Origin of the sequence: Streptosporangium jomthongense (assembly GCF_042650425.1) — a bacterium.
Lineage (GTDB): Bacteria > Actinomycetota > Actinomycetes > Streptosporangiales > Streptosporangiaceae > Streptosporangium.
In genome coordinates, this window is the sequence record NZ_JBHSBC010000032.1 from 149,719 (window position 1) to 164,740 (window position 15,022).

The following is a 15,022-nucleotide window of genomic DNA, read 5'->3' on the forward strand; positions in this document are numbered from 1 at the left end:
TCGCCAGCGGCCTCGACCGCTCCCCGGAGGGCGCCGGAGCGACCCCCGCTTCCGTGTCCGGCCCGGCACCTGGTTCGGTTTCGGCCCCACGCGGGCGCAGCGCGGGCAGGAGCATCAGCAGGGCGGGGATCACCAGCGGCACGATGCCGTAGAAGACCCAGCGCCAGCCGAGCGTCGCGGCGACGAGCCCGCCGAGGCCGGGGCCGACCAGCGCGGGCAGCACCCAGGCGGCCGACAGGGCGGCGAAGACCTTGGGTCTGGCCTCGGGCACGTACACCCGCGCGATCATCACGTAGACCGCCACGATGACCGCCCCGCCGCCGAGGCCCTGCACGGCCCGTGCCGCGATGAACAACTCCTTCGACCCGGCGGCGCCCGCCATCGCCATGCCGGTCACGAACAGGCCGACCCCGAGCAGGAAGGGCCAGGCGTGCCCTCTGCGGTCGGACCAGAGCCCGGCGACGACGTTGGCGAAAAGGCCCGCGATGAGGAAGGCCGAGAAGCTCATGCCGTACAGGTCGAGCGCGTCGAGGTCCTTGGACACCGCGGGCATCACGGCACCGACGGACATGCCTTCGAAGGCGATCAGGGTGACGACGAGCAGGATCCCGAGGGAGGCCGTGCGGTATTCCGGACCGAAGATCCGGGGGGACTGGTATGGAGCGTCGAGGGTCTTCGGTACTGTCACCCGTTAAGGGTAGTGGCCGCCTCCCGACTGCGGTAAAGGGCCCATATTTCATGCATTCTGCCCGCTTGTCCGGTGGTGAACTCGGACATACAGCGATCCTGGGCGTAGTCCATGAAGTTGTGGATCGGGTCGGAACCGCCACCCTTGCAGGTGTCCTTGGCCGCCGGGCAGCCCTCGGTCGGCTGAGCCTCCGGCGGGGTGTCGTCGACCGCGTCTCCGGGCGACTCGCAGCCGTTCTCGAAGGTGTGCAGCAGGCCCAGCCAGTGGCCGATCTCGTGGACGGCGGTGAACCCCCGGTCGAAGTTCCGCAGCGACCCGCCGGGCAGCGTCCGCCAGTCGACGACCACGCCGTCGAGCTGGGGCTCGTTGCGGTACCAGTGGGGGTAGGTCGAGTAGCCGAGCACGAGCTGGCCGAGCTGGGCGATGTAGAGGTTGAGGGTCTCCGGGCCACCCCGGCGCATCTGCTTGAGCGGCCGTTCGTAGGTGAGCGGACCGCGGAACCAGGCCGTGTTCTCGGTCCTGGTGATCCCGTCGAGCCGGAAGCGGACCCCGGTGTCCACGCCGCCGTAGCGGCCTCCGTAGGCGGAGTTGAGGGCGGCGATCTGCGCGCGCACCGCGTCGTCCTGCGCCCCGAGGACACCCTCGGTGACGACGTGCGCCCAGGTGGGGACGGTGATGGTGGCCGTCGGGACGCGTCGCGCCCGCGACCGGCGCAGCGCGAGGTCGGCGAGCATCTCGGCGACCTGCGCGGGCCGCGGGGCGTACGGTTCTGAGCCCCTGCCGGGGAGCGCTCCCCGCGCGCCCGCCGTACAGCCTCGTCCGCTCACGGCGACCGCCGTGGCGGGGAGTCCGGGCAGGGCGCCCACGGTGAACAGGCACGCCGAGACGACGGCGATCGCACGCCGAGCCATGCACTCCCCCGAGATGTCACGTTCGCTGGCCGTCAACCGCCAGGCGGTGACATCCCGACCGTAGCCTCATCGGCGGCGATCACCCGTCAGCAACACTCATTCCTTGCCGCTGTCGTCCTCGCCCTTCGGGAGTCCTTCGTAGATCTCCTTGCACTCGGGGCAGACCGGGAACTTCTGCGGGTCCCGGTTCGGCACCCAGACCTTGCCACAGATCGCGCGCACCGGGGTGCCGGTGAACGCGCTCTCCATGATCTTGTCTTTCTCGACGTAGTGGGCGAACCGCTCGTGGTCGCCGTCACCGAACGAGAGGTCGGGACGGATGTCGCTCTCAGGGAGAATTTTCGTGCTCACCCTGACGATTTTATGCCCGCGGGGCCGCGATCCCGGATCCGGCGCACGCCGTTTCTCCACCGACCCCGCCAGGGACGGGCACGGCTCCCGCCGGCAGGGGCGGGAGCCGTCGCAGGGATCACCCCATGTGGATGGGGGCGTCCTCGCTCTTGCGGCCCGCCTTGACGAACAGCGCGAGCACGGCGGCCAGCACCGCGACGCCCGTGCTGACGGTGAAACCCAGGTGCATGCCGTCCAGGAAGGACAGGTGGGAGACCTTGCCGATGGCCTGCACGAGCGGCTCGGGCACGCCCGGCATCATCTGGGCGGTCGGCGCCCCGCCGAAGGTGGCGAGTTCCTGCAGCCCGTCCACCTGCTGCGGAGGCAGTGCGGGGAGCTTGGCCTGCGACCAGTGGTCCTGGTAGACGTCGGCGACCCTGGCCGAGACGATCGCACCGAGGATGGCGGTGCCGAGCGCTCCGCCCACCTGCATGGCCGACTGCTGGACTCCGCCCGCGACGCCGCTGAGGTCCTCCGGGGCGTTGCCGACGATGATCTCGGTCGCGCCGACGAAGACCGGCGAGAGGCCGAAGGCGAGCAGGGCGAACGGGATGCCGCTGTCGATGAACGCCGCGTCGAGGCTGAGCCGGGACAGCAGGAACATCGCCAGCCCGGTGATCAGCATGCCGCCCGTGATCGTGATCTTGGTGCCGAACCTGCCGATGAGCACGGCGGCCAGCGGTGAGGCGACGATCATGCCCGCGCTCATCGGCAGCATCCGCAGACCCGACTCCAGGGGCGAGAGGCCGTGCACGCCCTGGAAGAAGAACGTGAGGAAGAACATCGCGCCGAACATGGAGAACGCGACCAGCATCATCAGGCCGGTGCCGATGGAGACCGAGGCGTTGGCGAAGAGGCTGAGCGGCAGGAGCGGCTCCGACGAGCGGGTCTGCCACCGCAGGAACACCCCGCCGACCACCACGGCCGCGGCCAGGAAGCCGATCGTGCGCGCGTCGCCCCAGCCCCAGGTGGGAGCCTGGATGATCGCCCAGACCAGGGAGAACATCGCGACCGACAACAGCAGGACGCCCAGCCAGTCGACCCTGGACAGGGTCCGCGCCCGGCTCTCGGTCAGCACCCACAGGCCCATGGCCAGGGCGGCGATGCCCACGGGGACGTTGATGAAGAAGACCGACTGCCAGCTGACGTTCTCGACCAGCAGGCCGCCGACGATCGGGCCCGCGGCGCTGGACAGGCCGATGATGCCGCCCCAGGCACCCATCGCCGTCTTCAGCCGCTCGCCGGGGAAGGCGACCCGCAGCAGCGCGAGGGCGGCGGGCTGCAGCAGCGCGCCGAACAGGCCCTGGAGCACGCGCAGCCCGATCAGCATGCCGACCGAGGAGCTGAGGCCGATCGCGAGCGAGCTGAGCGCGAAGCCCGCGACGCCGATCAGGAAGATTCGCTTGTGTCCGAACAGGTCACCGAGTTTCCCCGCGGTGATCAGGAACACGGCGAGCGCGAGCAGGTAACCGCTGGTCACCCACTGCAGGTCGGACAGAGATGCCTTGAGGTCCTGGGCGATCACCGGGTTGGCGATGGAGACGACGGTGCCGTCCAGCATCACCATGATCACGCCGAGCGACACGGACAGAAGTGTGAGCCATGGGTGGCCCTGTCGCGTCGTGCCCAGGTCCGACGGTGGTGGTGCGGCCACCGTCTTGGCTTGTGCCATGGGAAGGGGTCCCCTCGTGAGTTCGCTTCGCCCCGCTTATGTCGATTGAGGCGTCAACACCCGGTAATTTATGACAGTCGCTGACAAGTGACAAATCCTTTGAAGAGGCAGCCCATGACTTATGGCAGACTGTGAACGATACGTTTCGGAGAGGTGACACGCATGGGTCAGCACGGCCTGCGCGAGCGCAAGAAGCACAGGACCAGGCTCGCGTTGATCGACGCCGCCCTTGACCTGTTCGCCGAGCAGGGCTACGAGGCGACGACCGTCGACCAGATCGCGGCCGCGGCGGACGTCTCGCCTCGCACGTTCTTCCGCTACTTCGCGACCAAGGAGGACGTCGCCCTCTCGCTGCCTCTCGACGGCCAGGAGGTCATGCTCGCCGAACTGGCCGCCCGCCCGTCCGAGGAGCCGCCGTTCACCGCCCTCGGTCACGCCATGCGCGCGGTCGTCGCCATGCTAGAGGAGTCCGATCCGACCGAGACGGCCAGGTTCCTCAAGGCGCGTGAGCTGATCGAGAGCACCCCCGCCCTCCTCGCCGGGAGCATGCACCGCCTGATGGGCAACGAGCGGCGGCTGATCGAGGAGGTCGCCAGGCGCGAGGGCGTCGGCGACGACGACCTGCTGACGCACTTCGCCGTCGCGCTGTTCGTCTCGGTGGCCAGGACGGGCTTCGAGCACTGCCGGGTGAACGACGTCTCCATCACCGGCTCCATCAGCGCGCGCCTCGACGCGGTGCTCGCGATGGCCGAGGAATCACTGCGTCCCGGCTGGGACCGACCGCCGACCCGCCCCGTTCTGCCCGGTCAGTTCATCGAGGGGTCGTCGGGGCAGGTCGCCACGTAGGCCAGTTCGTCGCGCTGACGACGGAGCACCGCCCGCCACAGTGATCCGGGGTCGTGGTGGAAGGTGTCGCCGGGTTCGGAGTCCACGACGTACCACGCCCCCTGGCCGATCTCGGCTTCGAGCTGCCCGGCCGACCACCCCGCGTAACCCGCGAAGATCCGCATCTGTGCGATCTCCCCGGCGAGGATCTCCGGAGGGGCGTCCAGGTCGACGGTCCCGATCCTGGAGACCGCGTCGGTTCCCGAGTGCAACCGCCGCCACCCCAGGGGCTCCTGCCCGCTCGGGACCGCGGCCAGGGCCAGGGCACTGTCGGTCTGCACCGGCCCTCCCTGGAAGAGCACCGACGGGCCGGTCACCATGGGGTCCCAGGTGGGCAGCACCTGTGTCACCGAGATGTCACTCGGCCGGTTGAGCACCACGCCGAGCGTGCCGCCGTCGAGGTCGTGCTCCAGGACGAGGACCACGCTCCGCCGGAAGTTGGGGTCGTCGAGCCGCGGCGTCGCCACCAGCAGGCCACCGACGTAGATCGCCTCCGCCATGTCTCCATCATGAAGGGTCAAAGGCGGATCTCGCTGCGCTACCCCCACTCCAGATCTTCCAGATATCACCCTGCGTTACGCAAAGCAGCCAAACGGGAACCCTCAGTACATACACCAATAAATGGGGGAGAAATGCGACAGGATGGCGAGGCGACGATCACCCCCGTGGCGTTCTTCGCGCTGGTCTTCCTCTTCGTCGCGGGCACCCTCCCCACACAAGGCACCGGCGAGCCGCACCGGACGGGCGCACCCCTCACGGGACACGGCGTCAGGGCGCCGAGCGCCGGACACCAGAGGGCACGACCGGGGCGCAGGACCCCGCGGTCCCTGTCCGTTCTCGGTGCGCCGCGTCCCTGGGAGACGGGCCCGCTCGCCGGAGTCGAACCCGCCGTCGGCCTGCCCGCCTGGGCCGCGACCGCCGCAGGCGTGACGCTCACCGGCGGTGCGCTGTGGTGGTACGGCGTGCTGTGGCCACGCCGTACCCCGTCACAGCCGATCGGCCCCGGACACCCGCCGGACGGCCGCCGCCGTCCCGGGCGGAGGCTCTGAGTGCTACGCCTCGGTCATGCCGGTGCGCGCCCTGCCACCCGCCGACTCGCGCACGGCGGCGGCGACGGCGCCCGCGACGTCGGCGTGGAACACGCTGGGAATGATGTAGTTGGGGCCGAGTTCCTCGGCGGTGACCACGGCCGCCAGCGCCCGAGCCGCCGCCAGCAGCATCTCCTGGCTCACCACGCTGGCCTGCGCGTCGAGCAGACCGCGGAAGACACCGGGGAAGGCCAGCACGTTGTTGATCTGGTTCGGGTAGTCCGAACGACCGGTGGCGACCACGGCCGCGTGCTCGCGGGCGTCGTCGGGCGAGACCTCGGGCTCGGGGTTGGCCAGCGCGAAGACCACCGCTCCGTCGGCCATCGTCGCGATGTCGTCGCCGGTGAGGATGCCGGGGGCGGAGACGCCGACGAACACGTCGGCCCCCTTGATCGCGCCCCGCAGGTCACCGGCGTAGCCCTCGGCGTTGGTGTGCTCGGCGATCCAGCGCAGCGAGTCGTCGAGGTCCTCCCTGCCGCTGTGCACCGCGCCCAGGTAGTCGCAGACGACCACGTTGCGGGCACCGGCCGCCAGCAGCAGGCGCAGCACCGCCGTACCGGCCGCCCCGGCGCCGGCCAGCGTGATGCGGACCTCGCCGAGCTCCTTGCCGACCACGCGCAGCGCGTTGGTGAGCGCGGCCAGCACGCAGATCGCGGTGCCGTGCTGGTCGTCGTGGAAGACCGGGATGTCCAGCAGCTCCCGCAGCCGCCGCTCGACCTCGAAGCAGCGCGGCGCGGAGATGTCCTCCAGGTTGATGCCGCCGAAGCCGGGGGCGATGACCTGGACGGTGCGGACGATCTCGTCGACGTCCTGGGTGTCGAGACAGATCGGCCAGGCGTCGATGTCGGCGAAGCGCTTGAAGAGAGCGGCCTTGCCCTCCATGACGGGCAGCGCGGCGGCGGGGCCGATGTTGCCCAGACCGAGCACCGCGGAGCCGTCGGTGACCACGGCGACGGTGTTCCGCTTGATGGTCAGCCGCCTGGCGTCCTCCGGGTTGCGCGCGATGGCCATGGAGACCCGGGCGACGCCGGGCGTGTAGGCCATGGACAGCTCGTCACGGTTACGCAGCGGCACCTTGGAGCGCATCTCGATCTTGCCGCCGAGGTGCATGAGGAAGGTCCGGTCGGAGACCTTGTGGAGGACGACTCCCTCCACGGCGTCCAGCTTGTCGACGATGGCCTGGGCGTGGTCGGTGTCACGTGCGGCGCAGGTGACGTCGATGCGCAGGGTCTCGTGCCCGGCGGTGGTGACGTCGAGTGCGGTGACCACCCCTCCGGCTGACTCTACGGCGTGGGTGAGCTGGCTGACGGCCTTGCCCCCTGCGGGCACCTCAAGGCGCACGGTGATGGAGTAGGACACGCTCGGCACGGTCGCCACAGTCATTCGCTCCTTCGCGACAGGACTGGTTGGAGTCCCTCCATCGTGCCACCAACGGACCGGTGTCCGTACCGGGTCGCTCAGCTCAGAGCTGTCGATGCGGTCACAATCAGCTCCACGCACGTGTCGACCGGGATGCTCGTGCTGTCCAGCACGAGGTGGTAGAGGGTCGGGCAGGCCGCGTCCGCGCGGTAGAAGTGGCGGACGTAGGCGGCCCGCGCCCGGTCGTTGTCCTCGATGATCCGGCGCGCCTGACGCTCGGTCACCCCGCTCAGGGTCGCCGTCTGGACGACCCTGCGGGTCAGCGGCGCGTCCAGCCGTACGTGCAGGGCGCCGGGGTGGTCGGCCAGCACGAGCGCGCCCGCCCTGCCGAGGAACACCCCGCCCTGCTCCCCGGCGATCTGTCTGATCACCCGTTCGGTGTGGGCGACGAAGTCCTCGGCGGGCAGCGGCATGACGCCGGGGATGTACATGTCGATGCCGCCGAAGCTCGCCGCGGGCAGCCGCATCGCCCCGGCCAGCAGCCGGGCCAGCCCGTGCTCGGCCCGGTCGTCGTGCGCCAGGACGTCCTCCAGGCTGCAGCCGAGCTCGACGGCGACCGTGCCGGGGATCGCCCGGTCGAGGAAGGGGACTCCGAGACGCCCGGCGACCGCCGGTCCGATAACGCTTCCGGCGGTGCCGTACGTCGCGGAGATGGTGACGACCCGCATGACCTGTTCATGCCCGGAAACCGGGGGCGTCCATACCCGTGGGCCGGCGCTTTTACGGCGGACCCTTATCCGGGGCGTCCCGGCCCTCCCGGCGCGGGTGGCGGACACACACGCGGCGCCCGGGAGGCCTCGGACGGGTCAGAACAGGGCGCTGGCCAGGTTCCTGCGGGCCTTGCCCACGGAGGGGTCGTCCGCGGGAAGGGTCTCGAACAGGCTGAGCAGGCGGGTCCTGACCCGGTCTCGGTCGTCGCCCGAGGTGCGCCGCACGACCGCGACGAGCCGTTCGAAGGCCTGGTCCACGTCGCCGGAGAGCATCTCGAAGTCGGCGGCCAGGAGCTGGGCGTCGAGGTCGGCGGGGTCGGACAGGCGGCCCTGCACCTCGGCGGGGTCGACGTCCTGGGTACGCCGGATCAGGCCGAGACCCGCCAGGCCGATCTTGGCGTCCTCGTTGTTCGGGGAGCGCGCCAGCAGCCGCTCGTAGGCGGCGACCGCGGCGTCGAGGTCACCGGCGTCGATGGCCTGCTCGGCGGCGAGAACGTCCGGGTCGGTGGGAGGCTCGGCGGGCTGCTCCTGCGCCTGCCCGCCCTCGGGGACCGGAGGGAGATACTGCGCGAGGGCCTCAAGGAGCTGCGAGAGCCAGTCGCGCAGCTGCGCCTCCGTCGCGATGCCCGGGACGACGGCGACCGGCTGGCCCTGGAAGAGGGCGTAGAGCGCCGGCACGTTCTGCACCCGCAGTGCCTGGGCGATCTGCGGGCTGACCTCGACGTCCACTCTGGCCAGGGTCCACCGGCCCGCGTTCTCCGCGGCCAGTTTCTCCAGCAGCAGGCTGTACTCCCTGGCCTGTTCCGCCCTGGTCACCGTGAGCTCCAGCAGCACGAGGCTGTTCATGGAGCGTTCGACGACCTCCTGCGTGAAGTTGGTGTCGTCCACGTCGACGACCGGAGCCGGTACTCCGCCGGTCTCCTGGGCGGTGGCCTCCCGGCGCGCCTGCGCGTCGAGCGCCTGCTTGCGCGCGCCGAGATCGACGGCACCGTAGAGCGATCCTGCTCGTTTGAAGTCCGCTGGGCTCATACTCCAATCCTGCCGCATCCGGGCGGCTGCGCCGACTCGGCACCACGCCGGGACGCCTTCCGGAGGACAGGCCGGGGCCGGGCGGACGCGCCCACCGGACCCCCCGCGCCGTAGGGAGGCAGGTGGGCCGTCTCGCCCGGCCCTCGGGTCTTCGGGATCCTGCTAGAAGCGCGCGGGCTCGGTGTAGACGCCCCACACCTCGCGCAGCGCGTCGCAGATCTCGCCGAGGGTGGCCTCGGCGCGGACCGCGTCGAGCATGGACGGGATCAGGTTGCCCTCTCCCCTTGCCACCTCGACCATCGTGGCGAGCGCCCGCTCGACGGCCTGCCCGTCGCGGGCCGTCCTGCGCTCGGCGAGGACGCGGTTCTGCTCGCGCTCGACCTCGTGGCTGATCCTGAGGATCTCCAGCGGCTCGTCGATGGAGGCGGTGTGGCAGTTGACGCCGACGATCCGCTTCTCGCCCTTCTCCAGCTTGCGCTGGTAGTCGAAGGCCGCCTCGGCGATCTCGGACATGAACCAGCCGTCCTCGATGCCGCGCAGGATGCCGGACGTCATCGACCCGTCGGAGCCCATGTCCCGGACCTTGGCGAAGATCGCCTCCGCCTCGGCCTCGATCCTGTCGGTCAGCGCCTCCACGTACCAGGAGCCGCCGAGCGGGTCGGCCACGTTGACGACCTCGGTCTCCTCCATGATCACCTGCTGGGTGCGCAGCGCGATCTCGGCGGCCTTCTGCGAGGGCAGCGCCAGGACCTCGTCGAGGGCGTTGGTGTGCAGCGAGTTGGTGCCGCCGAGCACCGCGGCGAGCGCCTCGATCGCGGTGCGCACCACGTTGTTGTACGGCTGCTGCGCCGTCAGGGAGACACCGGCCGTCTGGGTGTGGAAGCGCAGCCACTGGGCCTTGTCGGTCTTGGCCCCGTAGACGTCGCGCAGCCACCGCGCCCAGATCCGCCTGGCGGCCCTGAACTTGGCGATCTCCTCGAAGAAGTCGATGTGCGCGTCGAAGAAGAACGACAGGCCCGGCGCGAAGACGTCCACGTCCAGCCCCCTGGACAGGCCGAGTTCGACGTAGCCGAACCCGTCGGCCAGGGTGAAGGCCAGCTCCTGCGCCGCCGTCGCCCCGGCCTCGCGGATGTGGTAGCCGGACACGCTGAGCGGCTTGTAGGCCGGGATGTTCGTGGCGCAGAACTCCATCAGGTCGCCGATCAGCCGCAGGTGCGGCTCGGGGGCGAACAGCCACTCCTTCTGGGCGATGTACTCCTTGAAGATGTCGGTCTGCAGCGTCCCGTTGAGCCTGCCGACCGGCACCCCCTGGCGTTCCGCCGCGACGACGTACATGCAGAAGATCGGCACGGCGGGACCGCTGATCGTCATCGAGGTGGTGATGTCGCCGAGCGGGATGCCGTCGAAGAGCAGGTCCATGTCCAGCGCGGAGTCGATGGCGACGCCGCAGTGGCCGACCTCCCCGAGCGAGCGGGGGTCGTCGGAGTCGCGGCCCATCAGCGTCGGCATGTCGAAGGCGACGCTCAGCCCGCCGCCGCCCGCGCCGAGGATCATCTTGTAGCGCTCGTTGGTCTGCTTGGCGTTGCCGAACCCGGCGAACTGCCGGATGGTCCACGCCTTGCCCCGGTAGCCGGTGGGGTGCAGGCCTCGGGTGAAGGGGTACTCCCCCGGCCATCCGATCCGTTCGAAGCGCGGATCGTCCTCCTTGGGCCCGTATACGGGCGCGACGTCGAGGCCGGAGAGCGTCCGGAACTCGGAATCACGCTTGGCTGCCTTGTCGAAACGCGCCTGCCAGCGCGCCCTGCCAGCCTCGATCTCCTCGGCGTCCATGGCCAACTCCCTCTAACGCCCTTGTACGGCTCGGCTTCTCGTGACGGCTTGTGGCCTCGAAAAGATACTAGGACGTCCTACTAATTTTTGGCCAGCATACGAGAAAGCGACCGGCCCCGCGATCAGCCCTCGAAGTCCCCCGCGGCCACCCTGATGGTCCTGAGCAGGCCGAACATCTGGCCGAGCTCCGCCTCGCCGTACATGGTCATGCCGAAACCGGCCGCCATCAGGTCGTCCGTCGCCTCGCTCACGACCTCCCGGCCCCGGGTGGTGATCTCGGCCAGCACCCCGCGGCCGTCGCGGGGGTTGCGCATGCGGCGGACCAGCCCGGCGCGTTCGAGGCGGTCGACGGTGTTCGTGACACTCGTCGGGTGGACCATCAGCCGCTCGCCGATGCGCGACAGCGGCAGCGCGCCGGACTTGCTGAAGGTCAGCAGCACCAACGCCTCGTATCGAGCGAAGGTCAAGTCATACGGTTTGAGCAGCGTGTCCAGTTGCGCCAGCAGGATCTGGTGCGCTCTCATGATCGACGTGACGGCGGCCATGGCCGAGGACTGTCCGAAATGAACGCGCCACGTCTCCGCGGCACGCTCGATGGGGTCGAACGGCAGATTCAGCTGACCTGTAGCCACAGGGTTACGTTAGCGCGGCCTCGTCCCCGTCCGCCCGTGCCCACAGGGCGCTGAACCGATGGCTTCGCCAAGAACCCGGACGTCAAACGTCACGCTCGGTTATGGTTCCCACATCGAATGGTGAGGGCGCGGCCAAATGGTCGCGCACGCTCAGTCCGGATCTGCGGGGGACGCCGACCGGACCGGTGGCCGAGGGGAACGGTCATCGAACATTCACAGCACGGGGGGTGCTTGATGAACGACGACTCGACGGCGCTTGTACGCCGTATGACCTATGGCACGTGTCCGAGCACGGACGGCACGGCGTGGACCGCTTCCACGCACGGCGGTGCGTGAGCACAGGGGCGTTTCACGCGAGGAACTCCAGCAGAGCGCGTTGGTGGCTGTCGCCGTCCTGCTCGTGCTCGGCGTGGTCGCGGCGTGGAGCGTCCTCATACCCGGCGTCAGCGCGTGGGAGAACGTCATCGCCGCGGTGATCGGCTCGCTGCGGCTCACCGGGCCCGTGGCCGCCGCCTTCGCCGCCTGGGTCGCGGTGCGCAGGCGGCGCGGGGCCAGGCGGCGCCCGCAGAGCGCGTGGCAGGCCGTGCGCGCGCCACTGGCCATCGCGGTGGTCGTGGCCGCGCCCTTCACCGCGACCGCGTTGATCATGGCGGTCAGGACCGTGCTCACCGAGCAGGCGGGGCTGCTGCTGCCCAGCGGGCTGGTGATGGGGGTCGCGGGCCTGACGCTGTACGTCGCGCTCGGATGGGTGACCGGGTGGCTGCTGCCCTGGACGATCACCCCGGTGTTCGCCGGGCTCGGCTGCTACGGCCTGTTCACCTGGCTGGCCAGGGGGCAGACCTGGACCGACCGCCTCACCCCCGCCACGCGGGAGCCGTACGACGTGTTCCGCGGGCTGAGCTCGACGGCCTTCACCGACCAGTCGCTGTGGCTGCTCGGCGTCAGTACGGCGTTGCTGCTCGGCTGGGCGGCACTGGTGACACGTCAGGCGCTGGCGCTGGCCGGGGCGCTGCTCGCGGTGCTCGCCGCGGGCACGGGGATGGCCAGGCTGCTCAGCCAGCCCGCGACCGTCTCGGCCCAGCGGGTGGTCTACAGCTGCCAGGAGTGGCCGATCACGGTCTGCGTGCACCCGGGGATGCGCACGGGGCTGCCCGAACTCGGCTCCGCGTTCGTCAAGATCGCCTCCCGTCTCGCGGGAACGCCCGGGGAGTTCTCCCGGCTTGAGCAGCGGCCCCGCAGCGACGCCGCGGCCCCCGCCTCCGGCGCCATCCCGATCCACGTGGACGACCTGTCGACCGGGTTCGCCGACGCGGCGGCCGACGAGTTCGTCGAGGGCCTGGCCCGGCAGTGCGACGGCAGCCCGGCGGCCGGATACCGCGACATCGTGATCGCCTGGCTGCGCGGAAAGCCGCTGCCCGGCGGGCCGCTGCCCGAGCACCAGTACGCCGCCGCCTGGTTCTCCGGGCTCACCGAGGCCCAGCGGCGCGAGTGGCTGCGGCTGAACTACGCCGACTTCGCGGCCTGCAGGCTGCGCGGCGACCTCTTCGGCGGGCAGGCCGTACAGGCGGCGCAGCCGTTCCAGACCGCCCGGCCCGCCCAGCCGTTCCGCCCCTTCCAGCCGGCCCAGCCGGTCCAGGACGGCGAGGCCTCGCCGCTCGTCCCACGGGAGCAGCTCGCCGCCCCGGAGCAGCCGGGCCGGGTACGGCGCGCCGGGCACTCGGGACGGATGACGGCTCCCCGGCGGCAGGTCGGGCAGGAGAACGGCATGAGCCGTCACGAGGAGTGTGCCGCCCGGGGCGCGGACGGGGGAACGAGACAGGCGCGTCCGGCCCACCACGAATGACATGATCGGCATAGGCTTCGGCACGGGAGCGTGGTCCGTCCGGGACCGCCCGATATGAGAGCGCCGATCCGGATGAGTCGTTCCACGCGGGAAGGCGGCCCCTCCTCCGGCCGCCCGCGTGAGAACGCGGCCACCGAGGGAAGGAGACCGCCGTGAACGCCCCCTTGGAAGCGCCGCCGCAACCGGCGTCCGCGCCGCCCCCGCGCAGGGGCGCGCGCCTGCTCGCCGGGCTGCTCGTCACCGTCGTCCTGCTCGTCGTGGGCGCCCGTCTGGCCTGGTCGTGGCTGAACCCGTTCGGCGAGAACACCGTCGACCGCAGTCAGCCCGCGCTGCTCGAATCCATCCACAACCTCAGCCGTTTCGAGGCGGCCACCGGCAACTTCCAGGTCGTCGTGGACCTGGAGAAGGACGCCCCCTTCCTGCCCGACGCCATCAAGGGCAGCCGTACCCTCTTCGTCGGCGCGGGCGGGGTGGACGCCTACGTCGACTTCGGCGGCCTGGCCTCGGGCGCGCTGACCGTCTCCCCCGACCGCAGGCAGGTCACGGTACGGCTGCCGCACGCCCAGCTGGAGAAGCCCAACCTCGACAACAGGCGCTCCTACGTCTACGCCCAGGAGCGCGGTCTCTTCGACCGGGTCGAGGACTTCCTGTCCTCCTCCCCCGGCGACCAGCAGGAGCTCTACGTGCTGGCCGAGAAGAAGATCGCGGATGCGGCGCAGGCCAGTGACCTGCGCACCCGCGCCGACCAGAACACCAAGATCATGCTTCAGGGCATGCTCGGCGGGCTCGGCTTCGAGAAGGTCACCGTCGACTTCGCCGCCCAGCCCTGACACCCGGCTCTGAGCCTCCCAGCCCTGAGCCGCCCGGCTCCGAACGGCCCGGCCCTGATCGGTGTTCCGGTCAGGGCCTTCGACCGGCCGGTGCCGGTCGGTCGATACCGCTCAGTCGATGGCGCTCAGTCGATGGCGGCCAGCAGTTCGTCGGCCGCGCGGTAGGGGTCGAGTCCCTCGTCGAGCACCCGGCGGGCCAGCGCGTCCAGACGCCGGTCGCCGTGCAGGTGCGCGAAGCGTGAGCGGAGGGTGGCCAGCGCGATCGCCTCGATCTCGTCCCTGGCCCTGGCCTGACGTCTGCGCCCGAGCTCGCCCGACTCCTCAAGGTGGGCCCAGTGCGCGTCAAGGGCGTCGACCACGTCCTGCGCCCCTTCGCCCCGGTAGGCGACGGTCGGCACGATCGGCGGCTTCCAGTCCCGTGCGACCAGGGCGATCATGTTGCGCAGTTCCCTGATGGCCGCCTGAGCGCCGTCACGGTCGGCCTTGTTGACCACGAACACGTCGGCGATCTCCAGGATGCCCGCCTTGGCCGCCTGCACGCCGTCCCCCATGCCCGGGGCGAGCAGCACGATGGTGGTGTCGGCCAGCGAGGCGATGTCCACCTCCGCCTGGCCGACCCCGACGGTCTCGACCAGGATGACCTCGCACCCGGCGGCCTCCAGGACGCGCAGCGCCTGGGGGGTCGCCCATGACAGACCGCCCAGATGCCCCCGGCTCGCCATCGAGCGGATGAACACCTCGGGGTCGGTCGCGTGGTCCTGCATCCGCACCCGGTCGCCGAGCAGGGCGCCGCCGGTGAACGGCGAGGACGGGTCGACGGCGAGCACGCCGACCCTTCTGCCCTGCTCGCGGAAGGCCCGCACCAGCATCCCGGTCGAGGTCGACTTGCCCACGCCGGGAGAACCGGTCAGCCCGATGATCCTGGCCCTGACCGGACGCTCCGCGCAGAGCCTGGCCATGATCTCTCTGAGCAGGGGCGAGCCGTTCTCCACCAGGGAGATCAACCTGGCGACCGCGCGAGGCTGCCCGGCCCGTGCCCGCGCGACCAGATCGGAGACGTCGGCCTGCGGGAGGTGCCCGTTCCCCGTGGCCGCG

At 70.7% G+C, this 15,022-nt stretch carries 15 protein-coding genes; 4 read left to right on the forward strand and 11 right to left on the reverse strand.

Features of this window, described 5'->3' with window-relative positions:
* From ACFOYY_RS26285 to ACFOYY_RS26300, 4 genes are all read right to left on the reverse strand, one after another.
* The coding region (locus ACFOYY_RS26285) for an MFS transporter (RefSeq protein ID WP_386194061.1) at window positions 1-688 on the reverse strand (688 nt) is incomplete at its 3' end.
* Entirely contained in the window at window positions 685-1,599 is a 915-nt protein-coding gene (locus ACFOYY_RS26290) for a zinc metalloprotease (protein WP_386194064.1), read from the reverse strand. The genes ACFOYY_RS26290 and ACFOYY_RS26285, both read right to left, overlap by 4 nt.
* A gap of 96 nt (window positions 1,600-1,695) precedes the next feature.
* On the reverse strand, window positions 1,696-1,950 hold the full coding sequence (locus ACFOYY_RS26295) for a DUF3039 domain-containing protein (RefSeq protein ID WP_352009615.1): 255 nt from the start codon (window positions 1,948-1,950) through the stop codon (window positions 1,696-1,698).
* Between the two features lie 118 nt (window positions 1,951-2,068).
* The gene (locus ACFOYY_RS26300; protein WP_386192981.1) at window positions 2,069-3,661 is read right to left on the reverse strand and encodes an MFS transporter; all 1,593 of its coding nucleotides are present in this window, start codon (window positions 3,659-3,661) and stop codon (window positions 2,069-2,071) included.
* 162 nt (window positions 3,662-3,823) lie between these two features.
* On the opposite strand from ACFOYY_RS26300, the gene ACFOYY_RS26305 reads away from it, so the two are divergent.
* A complete protein-coding gene (locus ACFOYY_RS26305; protein ID WP_352009617.1) occupies window positions 3,824-4,507 on the forward strand; it encodes a TetR family transcriptional regulator in 684 nt (227 codons plus the stop codon).
* Here the strand turns inward: ACFOYY_RS26305 and ACFOYY_RS26310 are convergent.
* Complete coding sequence (locus ACFOYY_RS26310) at window positions 4,468-5,046, reverse strand: YqgE/AlgH family protein (RefSeq protein ID WP_352009618.1); 579 nt, start codon at window positions 5,044-5,046, stop codon at window positions 4,468-4,470. The two genes, ACFOYY_RS26305 and ACFOYY_RS26310, sit on opposite strands and share 40 nt — an antisense overlap.
* 132 nt (window positions 5,047-5,178) lie before the next feature.
* On the opposite strand from ACFOYY_RS26310, the gene ACFOYY_RS26315 reads away from it, so the two are divergent.
* On the forward strand, window positions 5,179-5,595 hold the full coding sequence (locus ACFOYY_RS26315; protein WP_386192984.1) for a hypothetical protein: 417 nt from the start codon (window positions 5,179-5,181) through the stop codon (window positions 5,593-5,595).
* Window positions 5,596-5,598: 3 nt separating this feature from the next.
* Here the strand turns inward: ACFOYY_RS26315 and ACFOYY_RS26320 are convergent, their stop codons facing one another.
* The 5 genes from ACFOYY_RS26320 to ACFOYY_RS26340 all read right to left on the reverse strand — a co-directional run bounded on the left by ACFOYY_RS26320 (window position 5,599) and on the right by ACFOYY_RS26340 (window position 11,254).
* Entirely contained in the window at window positions 5,599-7,011 is a 1,413-nt protein-coding gene (locus ACFOYY_RS26320) for an NAD-dependent malic enzyme (RefSeq protein ID WP_352010159.1), read from the reverse strand.
* An 80-nt stretch (window positions 7,012-7,091) separates the two neighbouring features.
* Window positions 7,092-7,721 (reverse strand): cytidylate kinase-like family protein, encoded by a 630-nt coding sequence (locus ACFOYY_RS26325; protein WP_352009620.1) that lies wholly within the window; start codon window positions 7,719-7,721, stop codon window positions 7,092-7,094.
* A 138-nt stretch (window positions 7,722-7,859) separates the two neighbouring features.
* On the reverse strand, window positions 7,860-8,792 hold the full coding sequence (locus ACFOYY_RS26330; RefSeq protein WP_352009621.1) for a tetratricopeptide repeat protein: 933 nt from the start codon (window positions 8,790-8,792) through the stop codon (window positions 7,860-7,862).
* A 162-nt stretch (window positions 8,793-8,954) separates the two neighbouring features.
* Entirely contained in the window at window positions 8,955-10,622 is a 1,668-nt protein-coding gene (locus ACFOYY_RS26335) for an acyl-CoA mutase large subunit family protein (RefSeq protein ID WP_352009622.1), read from the reverse strand.
* Between the two features lie 122 nt (window positions 10,623-10,744).
* Window positions 10,745-11,254: a MarR family winged helix-turn-helix transcriptional regulator gene (locus tag ACFOYY_RS26340; protein ID WP_352009623.1), complete on the reverse strand. Its 510-nt coding sequence runs from the start codon at window positions 11,252-11,254 to the stop codon at window positions 10,745-10,747.
* A gap of 379 nt (window positions 11,255-11,633) precedes the next feature.
* Here ACFOYY_RS26340 and ACFOYY_RS26345 point away from each other — a divergent pair, with 379 nt between their 5' ends.
* Both ACFOYY_RS26345 and ACFOYY_RS26350 read left to right on the forward strand, forming a co-directional pair.
* Window positions 11,634-13,097, forward strand: coding sequence for a hypothetical protein (locus ACFOYY_RS26345; RefSeq protein WP_386192989.1), 1,464 nt, complete (start codon window positions 11,634-11,636; stop codon window positions 13,095-13,097).
* Between the two features lie 152 nt (window positions 13,098-13,249).
* The gene (locus ACFOYY_RS26350) at window positions 13,250-13,927 is read left to right on the forward strand and encodes a DUF4230 domain-containing protein (RefSeq protein ID WP_352009625.1); all 678 of its coding nucleotides are present in this window, start codon (window positions 13,250-13,252) and stop codon (window positions 13,925-13,927) included.
* Window positions 13,928-14,052: 125 nt separating this feature from the next.
* Here the strand turns inward: ACFOYY_RS26350 and meaB are convergent, their stop codons facing one another.
* Complete coding sequence (gene meaB, locus ACFOYY_RS26355) at window positions 14,053-14,976, reverse strand: methylmalonyl Co-A mutase-associated GTPase MeaB (protein ID WP_352010160.1); 924 nt, start codon at window positions 14,974-14,976, stop codon at window positions 14,053-14,055.
* Between the last annotated feature and the right edge of the window lie 46 nt (window positions 14,977-15,022).

Excerpts from the sequence above, each read along its gene's own strand:
- ACFOYY_RS26290 (WP_386194064.1), bottom strand. The coding sequence starts at position 1,599 with ATGGCTCGGCGTGCGATCGCCGTCGTCTCGGCGTGCCTGTTCACCGTG.
- ACFOYY_RS26300 (WP_386192981.1), bottom strand. The coding sequence starts at position 3,661 with ATGGCACAAGCCAAGACGGTGGCCGCACCACCACCGTCGGACCTGGGC.
- ACFOYY_RS26305 (WP_352009617.1), top strand. The coding sequence starts at position 3,824 with ATGGGTCAGCACGGCCTGCGCGAGCGCAAGAAGCACAGGACCAGGCTC.
- ACFOYY_RS26310 (WP_352009618.1), bottom strand. The coding sequence starts at position 5,046 with ATGGCGGAGGCGATCTACGTCGGTGGCCTGCTGGTGGCGACGCCGCGG.
- ACFOYY_RS26315 (WP_386192984.1), top strand. The coding sequence starts at position 5,179 with ATGCGACAGGATGGCGAGGCGACGATCACCCCCGTGGCGTTCTTCGCG.
- ACFOYY_RS26325 (WP_352009620.1), bottom strand. The coding sequence starts at position 7,721 with ATGCGGGTCGTCACCATCTCCGCGACGTACGGCACCGCCGGAAGCGTT.
- ACFOYY_RS26330 (WP_352009621.1), bottom strand. The coding sequence starts at position 8,792 with ATGAGCCCAGCGGACTTCAAACGAGCAGGATCGCTCTACGGTGCCGTC.
- ACFOYY_RS26335 (WP_352009622.1), bottom strand. The coding sequence starts at position 10,622 with ATGGACGCCGAGGAGATCGAGGCTGGCAGGGCGCGCTGGCAGGCGCGT.